The sequence below is a fragment of the Pseudomonas mandelii genome (assembly GCF_006438925.1).
GTDB lineage: Bacteria > Pseudomonadota > Gammaproteobacteria > Pseudomonadales > Pseudomonadaceae > Aquipseudomonas > Aquipseudomonas mandelii_C.
Map to the genome: position 1 here is coordinate 123,042 of NZ_RCZA01000001.1, position 15,285 is coordinate 138,326.

11 protein-coding genes are annotated in these 15,285 nt (G+C 59.8%); 3 read left to right on the forward strand and 8 right to left on the reverse strand.

All coding sequences use genetic code 11. The features are described 5' to 3' along the window. Nucleotides 1-13: 13 nt before the first annotated feature. The 5 genes from EAH74_RS00570 to EAH74_RS00590 form a co-directional block, all read right to left on the reverse strand. Nucleotides 14-3,031, reverse strand: a complete 3,018-nt coding sequence (locus tag EAH74_RS00570; protein ID WP_140674773.1) for a sarcosine oxidase subunit alpha — start codon at nucleotides 3,029-3,031, stop codon at nucleotides 14-16. After that, complete coding sequence (locus EAH74_RS00575) at nucleotides 3,028-3,357, reverse strand: sarcosine oxidase subunit delta (RefSeq protein ID WP_008147095.1); 330 nt, start codon at nucleotides 3,355-3,357, stop codon at nucleotides 3,028-3,030. The genes EAH74_RS00570 and EAH74_RS00575 overlap by 4 nt, the downstream gene beginning before the upstream one ends. Nucleotides 3,358-3,371: 14 nt before the next feature. After that, entirely contained in the window at nucleotides 3,372-4,622 is a 1,251-nt protein-coding gene (locus EAH74_RS00580; protein ID WP_007947735.1) for a sarcosine oxidase subunit beta, read from the reverse strand. A gap of 23 nt (nucleotides 4,623-4,645) precedes the next feature. Continuing rightward, on the reverse strand, nucleotides 4,646-5,899 hold the full coding sequence (glyA, locus tag EAH74_RS00585; RefSeq protein ID WP_140674776.1) for a serine hydroxymethyltransferase: 1,254 nt from the start codon (nucleotides 5,897-5,899) through the stop codon (nucleotides 4,646-4,648). A 284-nt stretch (nucleotides 5,900-6,183) separates the two neighbouring features. Further along, entirely contained in the window at nucleotides 6,184-6,900 is a 717-nt protein-coding gene (locus EAH74_RS00590; RefSeq protein ID WP_140674779.1) for a TraX family protein, read from the reverse strand. 133 nt (nucleotides 6,901-7,033) lie between these two features. Here EAH74_RS00590 and EAH74_RS00595 point away from each other — a divergent pair, with 133 nt between their 5' ends. Together EAH74_RS00595 and EAH74_RS00600 are read left to right on the forward strand one after the other, a co-directional pair. Continuing rightward, nucleotides 7,034-8,074, forward strand: a complete 1,041-nt coding sequence (locus EAH74_RS00595) for a low specificity L-threonine aldolase (protein ID WP_123368607.1) — start codon at nucleotides 7,034-7,036, stop codon at nucleotides 8,072-8,074. A gap of 203 nt (nucleotides 8,075-8,277) precedes the next feature. Beyond that, nucleotides 8,278-9,102, forward strand: a complete 825-nt coding sequence (locus EAH74_RS00600) for an SDR family oxidoreductase (RefSeq protein WP_140674782.1) — start codon at nucleotides 8,278-8,280, stop codon at nucleotides 9,100-9,102. A gap of 120 nt (nucleotides 9,103-9,222) precedes the next feature. Here the strand turns inward: EAH74_RS00600 and gbcB are convergent, their stop codons facing one another. Continuing rightward, nucleotides 9,223-10,323, reverse strand: coding sequence for a glycine-betaine demethylase subunit GbcB (gene gbcB, locus EAH74_RS00605; protein ID WP_140674785.1), 1,101 nt, complete (start codon nucleotides 10,321-10,323; stop codon nucleotides 9,223-9,225). A gap of 286 nt (nucleotides 10,324-10,609) precedes the next feature. Here gbcB and gbcA point away from each other — a divergent pair, with 286 nt between their 5' ends. Beyond that, nucleotides 10,610-11,905 carry a glycine-betaine demethylase subunit GbcA gene (gene gbcA / locus EAH74_RS00615; RefSeq protein ID WP_140674792.1) on the forward strand — a complete coding sequence of 432 codons (1,296 nt, stop codon included), beginning with the start codon at nucleotides 10,610-10,612 and terminating at the stop codon, nucleotides 11,903-11,905. 99 nt (nucleotides 11,906-12,004) lie between these two features. Here the strand turns inward: gbcA and EAH74_RS00620 are convergent, their stop codons facing one another. Continuing rightward, a complete protein-coding gene (locus tag EAH74_RS00620; RefSeq protein WP_140674794.1) occupies nucleotides 12,005-13,255 on the reverse strand; it encodes a metallophosphoesterase family protein in 1,251 nt (416 codons plus the stop codon). 27 nt (nucleotides 13,256-13,282) lie between these two features. Then, nucleotides 13,283-15,151 carry a hypothetical protein gene (locus EAH74_RS00625; RefSeq protein WP_140674798.1) on the reverse strand — a complete coding sequence of 623 codons (1,869 nt, stop codon included), beginning with the start codon at nucleotides 15,149-15,151 and terminating at the stop codon, nucleotides 13,283-13,285. Nucleotides 15,152-15,285: the final 134 nt, after the last annotated feature.

Sequence of the window (15,285 nt, forward strand, 5' to 3'; positions counted from 1 at the left end):
GGACCCGAAGCCATTAAATGTTCTGGCGATCACCCTTTGGATCGAAGAACACCGAAGAAACGATTTCCGCCTCGATCACGCTGCCATCGGCCAGCGGTGCGAACACGCGCTCACCGATACGCTTCAAGCCGCCCTTCACAACACCCATGGCAAACGAATAGCCCAGGGAGTTGTGCAAGTAGCTGGAGGTGACGTGACCGACCATAGTCATCGGGATCGCTTGCTTGGTGTTGAACACCAGTTGCGCACCTTCCGGCAGCCATTTGTTCGGATCAATCGGCTTCAGACCGACCAACTGTTTGCGTTGATCACGCACGCAGTCTTCGCGGTTCATGCCACGCTGGCCAATCCACGAGAATGGTTTGGTGCGACCGACACACCAGCCCATGTTCAGGTCGTCCGGGGTCATCGAGCCGTCAGTGTCCTGACCGACGATGATGAAGCCCTTCTCGGCCCGCAGCACGTGCATGGTTTCGGTGCCATACGGGGTCAGGTTGTACTTCTTGCCGGCCTCGACGATTTTTTCCAGAACGCCCATGGCGTAGTCGGCCTGAACGTTGACTTCGTACGACAGTTCACCGGTAAACGAAATCCGGAACACCCGCGCCGGCACACCGCCGACCAGACCTTCTTTCCAGGTCATGAACGGGAAGGCTTCGTTGCTCAGGTCAATGTCGGTGACTTCGCTGAGCAGCTTGCGGCTGTTCGGCCCGGACAAGGTCATGGTTGCCCAGTGGTCGGTGACCGAAGTGAAGTACACCTTCAGGTCTGGCCATTCGGTCTGGTGGTAGATTTCCAGCCATTGCAGCACGCGTGCAGCGCCGCCAGTGGTGGTGGTCATCACGAAATGGTTGTCGGCCAGGCATGCCGTCACGCCGTCGTCGAACACCATGCCGTCTTCTTTGCACATCAGGCCGTAGCGAGCCTTGCCCACGTCGAGCTTGGTCCAGGCGTTGGTGTAGATGCGGTTGAGGAACTCACGCGAATCCGGGCCCTGGATGTCGATCTTGCCCAGGGTCGAAGCGTCCAGCAGGCCGACGCTGTCGCGCACGGCTTTGCATTCGCGCTTCACGGCAGCGTGCAGGTCTTCACCGTTTTTCGGGAAGTACCACGGACGTTTCCACTGACCGACGTCTTCAAATTCGGCGCCGTTCTTCACGTGCCAGTGATGCAGCGCGGTGAAACGCACCGGTTCGAAGATGTGCCCACAGTGACGGCCGGCCACGGCGCCGAAGGTTACCGGCGTGTAGTTCGGACGGAACATGGTGGTGCCCATCTGCGGGATGGTCACGTTCAGCGAACGGGCGGCGATGGCCAGACCGTTGACGTTGCCGAGCTTGCCCTGGTCAGTGCCGAAGCCCAGTGCGGTGTAGCGTTTGACGTGCTCGACCGACTCGAAGCCTTCGCGGGTCGCCAGTTCGATGGCGGCTGCGGTGACGTCGTTTTGCAGGTCGACGAATTGCTTCGGCGCACGTGCGGTGTTCTTTTCATGCGGCACCTGGAACAGCGCCAGTGTTGGCTCTTCCAGACGGCTCAGGGCTTTCGGCAAGGTGCCTTCGACCACGCTGAAACCGGCTTCGCTGGCTGCGCGAGCGCCACCCTCAAAACCATCGGCCAGGGAATCGCCGAGGCCGTAGACGCCGTTGATGCCACCGACGCACACGCGTTTCTGCGGTGCTTCGCCCGGTACGAAACCGAGAATGTCTTCACGCCAGATCGGCTTGCCACCCAGGTGCGAGGCCAAGTGAACCACCGGGCTGTAACCGCCGGAACTGGCAACCAGGTCGCATTCAAGCCACTCACCTGGGCTGGTCACGGCGTGCGCTTTGACATCGATCGCGGCAACGCGAGCGGCGGTCACGTGCTTGCTGCCACGCGTCTCGATCACGGCGCTGCCGGTCAGGATGCGGATGCCTTTGGCGCGTGCTTCTTCAACCAGCGCACCGCGCGGATTGCTGCGGGCATCGGCGATGGCCACGACTTGCAGACTGGCGTCGAGCCAATCCAGTGCAACGCGGTAGGCGTGATCGTTGTTGGTCGACAGCACCAGTTTTTTGCCCGGTGCCACGCCGTAACGACGCACGTAAGTCGACACAGCGCCGGCGAGCATGTTGCCCGGCACGTCGTTGTTGCCGTAAACCAGTGGACGCTCGTGAGCGCCGGTCGCCAGCACTACACGCTTGGCGCGAACGCGGTGGATGCGCTGACGGACCTGGCCAATCGGGGCGCGGTCGCCGAGGTGATCGGTCAGGCGTTCGTGAATGGTCAGGAAGTTATGGTCGTGGTAGCCGTTGACCGTGGCGCGCGGCAACAGCAGCACGTCCGGGGTGTCTTTCAGCTCGGCGATGACGCTGGCGACCCACTCGCTGGCAGGCTTGCCGTCGAGGCTTTCGCGGGAATCGAGCAGGCTGCCGCCGAACTCTTCCTGCTCATCGGCGAGGATTACGCGCGCACCGCTGCGGGCAGCCGCCAGTGCAGCGGCCAGGCCAGCGGGGCCACCGCCGACGATCAGCACGTCGCAGTGCTGGTTCATGTAGTCGTAGGTGTCCGGATCGTTCTCGGTCGGCGAGCGGCCAAGGCCGGCGGCCTTACGAATGTACTTCTCGTAAGTCATCCAGAAGGATTGCGGGTACATGAAGGTTTTGTAGTAGAAGCCCGGCGGCATCAGCTTGCCGCCGACCTTGCCGAGAATCCCCATCATGTCGTTGTTCACGCTTGGCCAGCCGTTGGTGCTGGTGGCGACCAGGCCTTGATAGAGCGCTTGTTGCGTGGCGCGTACGTTGGGGATCTGCGTGGCTTCGGTCGCGCCGATTTGCAGCACAGCGTTCGGCTCTTCGGCGCCAGCGGCAAAGATGCCGCGCGGACGGGAATACTTGAAGCTGCGACCGATGATGTCGACACCGTTGGCCAGCAAGGCCGCGGCCAGGGAATCGCCTTCAAAGCCTTTGTAGGTCTGGCCGTTGAAGGTGAAGCTCAGCACTTTATTGCGGTCGATCCGTCCGCCGTTGGACAGGCGATTGATCTGGCTCATACCTTCTCTCCCAGAGCCGTGGCGGCCGCTTTCGGGCTGTCGGTCTTGTCGGTGAATTGTGGCTTGGTGCCGATCTTGTAGGTTTCGAGAATCTCGTAGGTCACGGTGTCACGGGTGGCGTTGAAGTACTGACGGCAACCGGCGACGTGATCCCACAGCTCGTGGTGCAGACCGCGAGGGTTGTCGCGGAAGAACATGTAGTCGCCCCACTCCTCGTCGGTGCAGTTGGTCGGATCCAGAGGGCGCGGGATGTGCGCCTGGCCGGATGCGTGGAATTCCTCTTCGGAGCGCAGTTCGCCGCAGTGAGGACAGAAGATATGCAACATGGGGATTTCTCCTGTTAGTGGGCAACCGCAGCAGCGCCGTGTTCATCGATCAACGCACCGTTGTGGAAACGGTCGATGGAGAAAGGTGCAGCCAATGGGTGCATTTCACCCTTGGCCAGACTCGCGGCAAACACGTTGCCCGAGCCAGGTGTTGCCTTGAAGCCACCGGTGCCCCAACCGCAGTTGAAGAACATGTTCGGTACCGGGGTTTTCGAAATGATCGGGCATGCATCCGGCGTGGTGTCGACGATGCCGCCCCACTGACGGTTCATGCGTACGCGGGACAACACCGGGAACATCTCGACAATGGCTTGAATGGTGTGCTCGATCACCGGGTACGAACCACGCTGGCCGTAGCCGTTGTAGCCATCGATACCGGCGCCGATCACCAGGTCGCCCTTGTCGGACTGGCTGATGTAACCGTGTACGGCGTTGGACATGATCACGCTATCGATAATCGGCTTGATCGGCTCGGACACCAGCGCTTGCAGCGGGTGGGATTCGATCGGCAGGCGGAAACCGGCGAGCTTGGCCATGTGCCCGGAGTTACCCGCAGTGACTACACCAACGCGCTTGGCGCCGATGAAGCCCTTGTTGGTTTCAACGCCGATGCATACACCGTTTTCCTTGCGGAAACCGATCACTTCGGTCTGTTGAATCAGGTCCACGCCCAAGGCGTCAGCGGCACGGGCAAAGCCCCAGGCCACGGCATCGTGACGGGCCACGCCGCCGCGGCGCTGGACGGTGGCGCCCATGACCGGGTAGCGAGTGTTTTTCGAGCAATCGAGATACGGAATCTCGTCGGCAACCTGTTTGGCATCGAGCAGTTCGCCGTCCACGCCGTTGAGGCGGTTGGCGCTGACCCGACGCTCGGAATCACGAATGTCCTGCAGGGTGTGGCACAGGTTGTAAACGCCACGCTGGGAGAACATCACGTTGTAGTTCAGGTCCTGGGACAGGCCTTCCCACAATTTCATCGCGTGTTCGTACAGGTGCGCCGACTCGTCCCACAGGTAGTTGGAGCGAACGATGGTGGTGTTGCGCGCGGTGTTACCGCCGCCCAGCCAGCCTTTCTCGACCACGGCCACGTTAGTGATGCCGTGCTCTTTGGCCAGGTAGTAGGCGGTCGCCAGACCATGCCCGCCACCGCCGACAATGACCACGTCATAGACCTTTTTAGGGGTCGGCGTGCGCCACATTTTCTGCCAGTTTTCGTGATGGCTGAGGGAGTGTTTGAAGAGGCCGAAGCCCGAGTAGCGTTGCATAGTCATTTACTCCAAAACCGCGCTCAGCGATAAACCGGGAAGTCCGCGCACAGTGCCGAAACTTGCTGCGCAACATTGGCCTCGACATCGGCGTCGCCGAGGTTATCGAGGATGTCGCAGATCCAGCCGGCCAGCGTGACGCACTGGGTAACCTTGAAGCCGCGAGTGGTCACCGCCGGGGTGCCGATACGCAGGCCGGAGGTCACGAACGGCGACTGTGGATCGTTCGGGACAGCGTTCTTGTTCACAGTGATGTGGGCGCGACCGAGTGCTGCATCCGCCTCTTTGCCGGTGAGGCCCTGACGGATCAGGCTGACCAGGAACAGGTGGTTATCGGTGCCGCCGGACACTACATCGTAGCCGCGTTTGATAAATACGCCGGCCATGGCCTGGGCGTTGTCGATCACTTGCTGTTGGTAAGCCTTGAAACCAGGCTCCAGCGCTTCCTTGAAGCACACTGCTTTACCGGCAATCACGTGCATCAGCGGGCCGCCCTGGGCACCCGGGAATACTGCCGCGTTGAGCTTCTTTTCGATTTCTTCGTTGGACTTGGCCAGGATCAGGCCGCCACGCGGACCGCGCAGGGTCTTGTGGGTAGTGGTAGTGACCACATCGGCGTATGGCAGCGGATTCGGGTACAGGCCAGCGGCGACCAGACCGGCGACGTGGGCCATGTCGACGAACAGCAGCGCACCGACCTTGTCGGCGATCTGACGGAAACGTGGGAAGTCGAGGGTCTTGGAGTAAGCAGAGAAGCCGGCAACGATCATCTTCGGTTTGCATTCGACAGCCAGGCGCTCGACTTCGTCGTAATCGATCAGCCCGGTTTTAGTGTCAATGCCGTACTGCACGGCGTTGTACAGCTTGCCCGAGGACGACACTTTGGCGCCGTGGGTCAGGTGACCACCGTGGGCCAGACTCATGCCGAGGATGGTGTCGCCTGGCTGGATCAGGGCCAAATACACAGCGCTGTTAGCCGAAGAGCCGGAGTGCGGCTGGACGTTGGCATAGTCGGCACCGAACAGTTGCTTGGCGCGTTCGATGGCCAGCGCTTCAACCTTGTCGACGTGCTCGCAACCACCGTAGTAGCGCTTGCCCGGATAGCCTTCGGCGTATTTGTTGGTCAGGCCACTGCCTTGCGCTTCCATGACGCGTTTGCTGGTGTAGTTCTCTGACGCGATCAGCTCGATGTGATCTTCCTGGCGTTGCTCCTCGGCATTCATCGCCGCCAGCAGTGCATCGTCGTAACCCTTGATCTGGTCTTGCTTGCTGAACATCGCGTCTCTCCCAGCGGCATCTATGCGCCATTCGTCTCGGTAAGGCACTGGTGTTTCGACAGTGCCCTTTGAATGCGATGGTATGACCGGCGCAGACAGGCCAAATGCCTACGGACGCCACGCAAAGGTGCGTTTACGACATGGATCGAAATGGCTGGCCGGACACAACCTTCGAACCAACGAAGATCCCCTGTGGGAGCGAGCCTGCTCGCGATAGCGGCCTCACATTCAACATTGATGTTGCCTGAGCTGCCGCCATCGCGAGCAGGCTCGCTCCCACAGGGTCAGGCGATGACCTGTCGCACTGCCAGCAACAGCAGAAAATGCAGCGGATAAAGCGCATACGCCCAACGGCGCATCGGCGGTGGCTTGAAAGACTGGGCATGTCGCAACAAGAGCAGCCCCAGCAATGGCGCGATCAGACAAGCGGCGATGCCGAGGATGGCTTCAACATTGTGAAACTGCGCGGAGGAATACAGCACTGGCCACTGATTGGCTGCCAGACAGACCAGCCCCGGCAACAGGCTGAAGTACCAGGGACGCTTGATCACCAGCAACATCGCCAGTGGCAACAGGACGCCGTAGAAGCCGAACATCAGTCGCTCCGGGAATAGCGCCGCCAGCAGCAAGGCGCCTGCCGCCAACAGTCGCGTTTGCAGGGTTCGGTCCTGCCAGCCACGGGCCACCAGCAATCCCAGCGCCAACGTGGGCAGCACGTTTAAGGTGTCGGGATCAGGAATGTACATCCGGTAGGGAATTTCGCTGATGGCGCTAAACAGCAGCAACCACCCCAGATAACGCCACTGGCCGTCGGTGGTTACTGCGCGGGCCCGCGCCAGGTTTGCGGCCATTGCCAAACAGAACCACGGGAACGCCAACCGCCCCGGCACATACAGAAGATCGACGGAATAACCGACATATCGCAGGTGATCGAGCACCATGCTCAACAGCGCCAGCCACTTGAGCAGATCCAGTGCCCCATCCCTTTGCGTCATGTGCATAATTGCCCGTCGTCTTTGGATTTTTCTGTCAGACGCATCGCGTGTGCTCCCCGGATGATCTTCGGTAAAGTGCGCACCATCATTGACCACGAGTCGCTTCACCATAAGCGCCTCGATCACGGAAAGCAGGGCCATGACCGATAAGAGCCAACAATTCGCCAGCGACAACTATTCCGGTATCTGCCCTGAGGCCTGGGCGGCCATGGAACAGGCCAACCACGGCCACCAGCGCGCTTATGGCGACGATGAATGGACCGCCCGCGCGTCCGACGATTTCCGCAAACTGTTCGAAACCGACTGCGAAGTGTTCTTCGCCTTCAACGGCACCGCCGCCAACTCCCTGGCCCTGTCGTCGCTGTGCCAGAGTTACCACAGTGTGATCTGCTCGGAAACCGCCCACGTCGAAACCGACGAATGCGGCGCACCGGAATTCTTTTCCAACGGTTCCAAGCTGCTCGTCGCCCGTACTGAAAACGGCAAGCTGACCCCGGAATCGATCCGCGAAATTGCGCTCAAGCGCCAGGACATTCATTACCCGAAACCGCGCGTCGTGACCCTGACCCAGGCGACCGAAGTCGGCAGCGTCTACACCCCGGAAGAAATCCGCGCCATCAGCGCCACGTGCAAAGAACTGGGCCTGAACCTGCACATGGACGGCGCGCGCTTCTCCAACGCCTGCGCTTTCCTTGGCTGCACGCCGGCCGACCTGACGTGGAAGGCCGGCGTCGACGTGTTGTGCTTCGGCGGCACGAAAAACGGCATGGCGGTGGGGGAAGCGATTCTGTTCTTCAACCACAAACTGGCCGAAGACTTCGATTACCGCTGCAAACAGGCCGGGCAACTGGCCTCGAAAATGCGTTTCCTGTCGGCGCCATGGGTCGGGATTCTGGAAAACGACGCGTGGCTCAAATACGCCAAACACGCCAACCACTGCGCGCAGTTGCTGGCCGAACTGGTGAGCGACATTCCAGGCGTGGAACTGATGTTCCCGGTGCAGGCCAACGGCGTGTTCCTGCAACTCTCGGAACCGGCCATCGCTGCACTGACGGCCAAGGGCTGGCGCTTCTACACCTTCATCGGCAACGGCGGCGCACGCTTCATGTGCTCGTGGGACACCGAAGAGGAACGCGTACACGAATTGGCGGCGGATATTCGCGAAGTCATGTCCCGCTAACCCCTCCCCCGTAGGAGCTGGTAGGAGCTGTCGAGTGAAACGAGGCTGCGATCTTTTGATCTTAAAAAACCAACATCAAAAGATCGCAGCCTCGTTTCACTCGACAGCTCCTACAGTCTGATCGTTTGCCCTGAAAGACATGGTCTACATTGACTGGCGAGCCGTTTCTATCTGCTCAGATAAAAACAACCAGGAGCGCACGCATGTCTTTACAAGGCAAAACCCTGTTCATCACCGGCGCCAGTCGCGGGATCGGTCGCGAAATTGCGCTACGCGCCGCACGGGATGGGGCCAACATTGTGATTGCCGCCAAAAGCGCCGCCCCCCACCCCAAACTGCCCGGCACGATTTTCAGCGTGGCCAAGGAAGTTGAAGACGCGGGCGGCAAGGCGTTGGCCTTGCAGGTGGATGTTCGCAATGAACTCGCGGTACGCGAGGCGCTGGCCCAGGCCCACGAACATTTCGGCGCCATTGATGCGCTGATCAACAATGCCGGGGCGATCAAGCTGACCGGTGTTCAACACATCGAGCTCAAGCGCTTCGACCTGATGCACCAGATCAACACCCGCGCCGTGCTGCTGTGCAGTCAGGCTGCCCTGCCCTATCTGAAAAAAACCAATGGTCACATTCTTAACCTGTCGCCACCGTTGAATCTGGCGACGAAATGGTTCGCCCAATACAGCCCCTACACGGTGACCAAATACGGCATGAGCATGCTGACCCTGGGCATGAGTGAGGAATTTGCCAGTTATGGCATCAGCGTCAATTCGTTGTGGCCGCAGACGATGATTGCGACGGCGGCCATCGAGTTTCAGCTTGGCTCGAGGGAATCCTTCAAACACGCACGAACGCCGGCGATCATGGCCGATGCCGCCCATGTCATTCTGGACAGCAGCGGTCGCAGCATTACCGGTCGGTTGCTGATTGATGAAGAGATTCTGAGTGAGCACGGAGTGACGGATTTTGAACAGTATCGGTTTGCGCCTGATTCCACGGACAAACTGATGACGGATCTGTTTGTCGATTGAACAAACAAAACCGATCCCTGTAGGAGCTGCCGAAGGCTGCGATCTTTTGATCTTGATCTTAAAAACAAGATCAAAAGATCGCAGCCTTCGGCAGCTCCTACGAGGGAGATTCAGTGCATGCTAGAACTCGATGCGCACGTCGCCCTTCGGCACGCTGCAGCAGGAAAGAATGAACCCTTCCGCTTCGTCTTCCTCGGTGATCCCGCCGTTGTGCTCCATTTCGACCTCGCCACCCAGCTTCATCACCTTGCACGTCCCGCAAATCCCCATCCCGCAAGCCTTCGGAATCAACAGACCCAACTTGGCAGCCGCCGCATGCACGGTTTCCCCCGGCGCCACACGAATACTTTTCCCAGACGCGGTGAATTCCACCTGGTGCAGGTCCGCCACGTCGATGTCCGGTGCGTCTGCGGCGATTTCGGCTTGTTCCACCGCATCGGCACGGGCTTCCGCTGGCGTAGCGCCGAAGGATTCCTCGTGATAACGGGACATGTCGAAGCCAACCGCTTCGAGCATGCGCTTGACCGCGTTCATGTAGGGCGTCGGGCCGCAGCAGAACACTTCGCGCTCCATGAAGTCCGGGGCCATCAGTTCGAGCATCTTGTGGTTCAGGTAACCGCGATAACCGGCCCACGGCTCGCCCAGACCATGCTTCTCGCAGATCAGGTGCAGGCTGAAGTTATCGATCCGCGACGCCATGTGTTCCAGCTCGCGGTGATAAATGATGTCTTTGGGCGAACGCGCGCTGTGGATAAACACCATGTCGACGTTGCCGTTGGTGTCGTAGAACCAGCGCGCCATCGACATGACCGGCGTGATACCGACGCCACCGCTGAGGTACAACACCTTCGGCGCGGTGAAGTCCATGGCGTTGAACAACCCGACCGGCCCGTGCACGGCCAGCTCCTGGCCTTCATGCAGCGTGTCGTGCAGCCAGTTGGAGACCTTGCCGCCCGGTACGCGCTTAATAGTCACCGAAAAGCTGTACGGCACCGACGGCGAGCTGGAAATGGTGTAGGAGCGCATGATCGGCACGCCTTCGATTTCCAGCTCCAGGGTGACAAACTGCCCCGGCTTAAAGAAGAACAGGATCGGCTGGTCGGCCATAAAGCAGAAGGTGCGCACATCCCAGGTTTCCTGGATGACTTTGACGCAACGGACGATGTGTCGACCATTGGCCCAGGTCTGGGTAGTTACCGGATTCAGGAAGCTGTTGGACATGCTGTTCTCCACCGCCGATGGTCGGCCTTATGTTGGCGATTCTGCGTAACGTGCGAACCACCCATTTACCTATCTGCGACATTCACATACTTATCGCGACCAGCCCCCAATTACCGGGGGTTGCGCGTCGGGAACAGATTGGGCCATGTCGCCCATGGATAAGGTTCCGGACAACGCCGGCCCCACACTCGCTCCACACAGAGACGATTTCTTTACACCCTTGCGTAGCAAACCGTATCAGCCACTATTTCGCCGGCCGCACAGAATGGCCTTGAGGATCAAATCGATGGACGTCACCGCAAAAATCAGCCTGGGCGATCCGCTGGAACCCGCACGCAAGGCCACCGCACAGATGCTGCAAGAGCGCGAGCGCACTTACTCGCTGCCGCAGCCGTTTTACTCTGACGAGCGGCTGTTTGATATCGACATGCAGGAAATCTTCCAGAAAGAGTGGTTGATCGCCGGCATGGCCTGCGAAATCCCGACCAAGGGCAACTACCTGACCCTGCAAGTCGGCAAGAACCCGATCATCGTGATTCGCGGCGCCGAAGGCGTGATCCATGCGTTCCACAACGTCTGCCGTCACCGTGGTTCGCGGCTGTGCACCAGTGAAAAAGGCAAGGTCGCCAAACTGGTCTGCCACTACCACCAGTGGACGTACGAACTGGACGGCCGCCTGTTGTTCGCCGGCACCGAAATGGGCGCCGACTTCGACATGAAGCAATATGGCCTCAAACCGGTCAACGTGAAGACTGCCGGCGGCTACATCTTCATCAGCCTGTCGGAGAACCCGCCTGCCATTGATGACTTCCTGTCGACGCTGAACCATTACATGGAACCGTACGACATGGAGAACACCAAGGTGGCGATTACCACCACCTTGATGGAAAAAGCCAACTGGAAACTGGTGCTGGAAAACAACCGCGAGTGCTACCACTGCAACGCGTCGCACCCGGAACTGCTGAAAACCCTGCTGGAATGGGACGACGTCACCGACCCGCGTGCCGACCAGGCCTTCAAGGACCACGTCGCGGCCTCCGCCGCTGCCTGGGAAGCCGAGAAGATTCCTTACGCCCACGCCAGCTTCGGTTTGCGTAACCGCATCGTGCGCATGCCGCTGCTCAAAGGCACCGTGTCGATGACCCTGGACGGCAAACAAGGCTGCGCCAAACTCATGGGCCGGATCAAAAACCCGGACCTGGGCTCGATGCGCATCCTGCACCTGCCGCACTCCTGGAACCACTGCATGGGCGACCACATCATCGTGTTCACCGTGTGGCCGATCAGCGCGCAGGAAACCATGGTCACCACCAAATGGGTGGTCCACAAGGACGCGGTCGAAGGCGTGGACTACGACGTGGAGCGCATGCGCCAGGTCTGGGATGCGACCAACGACCAGGACCGTCGCCTGGCCGAAGAGAACCAGCGTGGCATCAACTCCACGGCTTACCAGCCAGGCCCTTACTCCAAGACCTATGAGTTTGGCGTGGTGAACTTTGTGGATTGGTACAGCGAGCGTTTGCTGAATAACCTTGGGGCAGAGCCTGCGCCTTACCTCAAAGGGGTTCCGGTTCAGGGTTAATCAAGATCAAAAGATCGCAGCCTTCGGCAGCTCCTACAGGGTTTTGTGTACACCTGTAGGAGCTGCCGCAGGCTGCGATCTTTTAAACGGCAACACCCATTACTGTAATGTCGAAGACCACCTCACGCTGCCATCCTCGCCAATAAACTCCTCGACGATGTTCTCCCCCACCAACCGCACCTTCACATAACCATTCAGCACCCGATCCGGGTACGCCTCATCCCTCGCATTCTGCGTTTCCGACCACAGCACCCGCGTATGCCCGTCCAGCTCGCTGGCATTGCCATACGGAATCGCCCCGTGCCCGGCACAACGCGCATGCAGCCCACCTTGAGCCGCGTAGCAGATGCCATTGTGCAAATGCCCCCAATACCAGTAATCCGGCTCACGCCCCAAGGCATCACACACTGTTTGATACAGCGCGGTCTTGTTGTGCCCGGAGATATCAAAACCCTGGTGGTGGCTGAGCACCATGATCTTCTTGCGCTGGGGCAGGTCTTTCATCCAGGCGATCTGCTCCTTGTTCAGCGTGCCGTCCATGTACAGATTGATCGCATCGGAGGCGTAAGCGCTGTCGAGCCCGACCACCAGCCAGTCGTCGTTGTACAACGCGAAATAGCTGGTGCCCTGCTGCGCCGGAAAACGTTTGGCCAGTTCCTTGAAGTAACCGTGGGCGCCGCTGTACATCTCGTGGTTGGAATTGAGGGTGAATGAACCGTGCTTGCCCATGGGCCAGCCGACCATGTCGACGTCTTCCTGGGAATGCGAGCCGGCGTAATACACATCCCCAAGGTGAATGGTGAAATCGGCCTGGGCCAGTTGCATCTGGTTGGCCACCGCCACTGCCGGGGCGTGGCTGTCGAACGGTCCGGTGCCCCAGTCGCCAGCGATCGCCAGCACCACGTCGCTGTCCATTTTCATCAGCGCCGGGTTAGTGGCGAACGGTGCGTGATGCCGCAGGTTCTCGATCCACTTCAGCAGTGCCTCGCTCCACAGCAGATCCAGCAGTTCCCATTTGCGACATCCGAGCAGGCTGCCGTCCTTGAGCACCCGGGTTTGCAATTCGTCTACCGATTGCGGCAAGGGGGTGGCGTTGCCGATGTGCAGGATCGACAAACCGTGGGACAGCTCCCACGGCACGCTCGGCTGATCGTCTGGCAAGTCGCCGTGTTTGAGCACGTACTGCGCCTGATCGTGACCTCGTTGCAGCAGCGCGACGATCGCCTCGAACTCCTCGGGCTCGAGATCGCTGATGAGCTTCTTCCAGGACATTTCCAGCCGCGTGAACAGCCCGTGCAGGCGGACCTTGACCTTGTCGTATTCATGTTCCCAATGAGTGACGAGTGACATGTCGGTATTCCTCCATCCGTAGTGGGATCACAGGGTTTTCATGAACTCGATGAGCGCCCGCTTATCGAGTTCCGACAACTGCGTGCCGTACAGGTGGCCACCGTTGTGGTTGCCCTCAAGACGCGTGTCGTATTTGAAGTCCGCCGAGGCTTTCATTTGCTCACCGCTGGTGACGAAGCCGACCTTGTCCTGGTCGTACACATCGGAGCCAGTGAAGAACACCTGCGGCCGCTGTTCCGGTGGTTGCAGCAAATCCCAGAGGGTCGGCACCGAACCGTTGTGCAAGTACGGCGCACGCAACCAGACGCCGTCGGTCGGCGTGTTGCTGTAGCTCTGGGTCTTGCGGTAGGCGCCAAAATCGAACGGCGATGTCTTGAAGCCGTGGAAGGCCGTCACTAAACCGGTGGTGAACGAGTTCAGCCGATGGGGATCGGTGCCCAGTTCATCAATGCTGGTGGTGACCTGACCGGTGTCGGCGCGGCCGAAATCATGGCAACCGGCGCAGTTGGCTTCCCAGACCGGTTTACCCTGGGCAGCCTTGGCCTGATCCAGTGTGAACGGCCAGGCCGGTGATTTGTGGCCCAGCAGCCAGTTGGTCACCCGGTTGAAACTGGCCGGCAGCACCGACTCCGGCGTCGCGCCCACGGCCATGGCCGCGGCGTAGTTGCGCTCATGAATGTCATTGTTGTTGCCGTCCCAGTGCAGGTACAGCGACTCCCGGGGTTTCTGGTTCCAGACTTGCGGCAAGTCGACGGTGCCGATGGTCGAGTCATCCGGGAAGCCGAACACCACCATTTTCGTCGGATTGAAGGTGTCGGTGCGCCCCGGTCCTTGGGGTGCGCGCAGTTGCTGCCAGGCATAGGCCTGCTTCTGCTTGATCAGCGCGCTCGTGGCCATCGGGATGATCAGGTAGCGGTTGTACAGCCGCTCGAAAAACCCGAGCTGGAACTTGCTGTTGATCGCGGTCATCACCGCGTCGGTGGTGAATTTCGGATCGCTGGCGCAATCGTAGGCGAACCACTGGAAGGCTTGCAGTTGCAGGGTGTTGGCTGGTGCGGTGGCTACCGGGGTGGCGACATCGCTGGCATTGGCCCGGTAGGAACCGGTGTGGCACAGGGCGCAGTTGGGCTCCACGGTCGGGTAGCCAATCTGCCGCTTGGCCATGCCGATCGGCAGGTCCTTGCCGTTCTCGTAGAGGAAACCGAAGACTTCGTAACCGCCAGGTTTTGGCATTTTTTCCGGGCACATCTGCGGCAACACGGCGAACAGGTAATAGGGAATCCGCGCTTCGATGCCCAGGCCGATGGCGGCGTACTTGTAGTGATCTTCGTCGGAGGCGTATTGCTCTGCCGGCACCACCCGCAGCATCTGGCACCAGGTCTGGTAACCGATGAATCCCAATGCCAGCACCACGACCAGCGTGGCGACCTTGAAGCTGTGCCGCTGCCAGCGCAACGCCCAAGCTGCGCGCCATTCCCGCCAGCCGTCACAGAGCAACGCTAACGGTCGATTCGCCGGAGCGCTGCCCAGGTACAGCAGGATCCCGAGGATCAGGAACATGCTCAGATCGCCCATCAGCATCGGCACGAACACCTGAGCCTGGTTGCTGGTGTTGATCAGGTAGATCCAGAATGCTACGGCGACCAGTCGCGACAACACGCACAGCCACGAATGCACGACGTATCGTGGTGCGTTGAAGCCTGACGGCATGTAGAACAGGCTGATTCCTACCAGCAGCATGCCGGCGTTTTCCAGCCACGGATCGGAGAGTTGCGGTGGCATCCCGAGCATCGAGGTCAGCAGCGCCGGAGCGAAAAGCGCCGGGATTGCGAAGACCATGTTCATCACGATGCCTAGCCAGATGAAGCGTTGAAACCAGCGGATGTAACTGTCCATATCATCCATTTCCTTGTTGTTCATTTCGAACGCGACACCGCCCGTAGGAGCTGCCGGAGGCTGCGATCTTTTGACTTTGATTTTTAAAAACAAGATCAAAAGATCGCAGCCTGCGGCAGCTCCTACAGGGGAGA

What these genes read in the sequence shown, in the direction of transcription:
- EAH74_RS00570 (WP_140674773.1), bottom strand. Translation starts at nt 3,031, where the DNA reads ATGAGCCAGATCAATCGCCTGTCCAACGGCGGACGGATCGACCGCAAT.
- EAH74_RS00575 (WP_008147095.1), bottom strand. Translation starts at nt 3,357, where the DNA reads ATGTTGCATATCTTCTGTCCTCACTGCGGCGAACTGCGCTCCGAAGAG.
- EAH74_RS00580 (WP_007947735.1), bottom strand. Translation starts at nt 4,622, where the DNA reads ATGCAACGCTACTCGGGCTTCGGCCTCTTCAAACACTCCCTCAGCCAT.
- glyA (WP_140674776.1), bottom strand. Translation starts at nt 5,899, where the DNA reads ATGTTCAGCAAGCAAGACCAGATCAAGGGTTACGACGATGCACTGCTG.
- EAH74_RS00590 (WP_140674779.1), bottom strand. Translation starts at nt 6,900, where the DNA reads ATGCACATGACGCAAAGGGATGGGGCACTGGATCTGCTCAAGTGGCTG.
- EAH74_RS00595 (WP_123368607.1), top strand. Translation starts at nt 7,034, where the DNA reads ATGACCGATAAGAGCCAACAATTCGCCAGCGACAACTATTCCGGTATC.
- EAH74_RS00600 (WP_140674782.1), top strand. Translation starts at nt 8,278, where the DNA reads ATGTCTTTACAAGGCAAAACCCTGTTCATCACCGGCGCCAGTCGCGGG.
- gbcB (WP_140674785.1), bottom strand. Translation starts at nt 10,323, where the DNA reads ATGTCCAACAGCTTCCTGAATCCGGTAACTACCCAGACCTGGGCCAAT.
- gbcA (WP_140674792.1), top strand. Translation starts at nt 10,610, where the DNA reads ATGGACGTCACCGCAAAAATCAGCCTGGGCGATCCGCTGGAACCCGCA.
- EAH74_RS00620 (WP_140674794.1), bottom strand. Translation starts at nt 13,255, where the DNA reads ATGTCACTCGTCACTCATTGGGAACATGAATACGACAAGGTCAAGGTC.
- EAH74_RS00625 (WP_140674798.1), bottom strand. Translation starts at nt 15,151, where the DNA reads ATGGACAGTTACATCCGCTGGTTTCAACGCTTCATCTGGCTAGGCATC.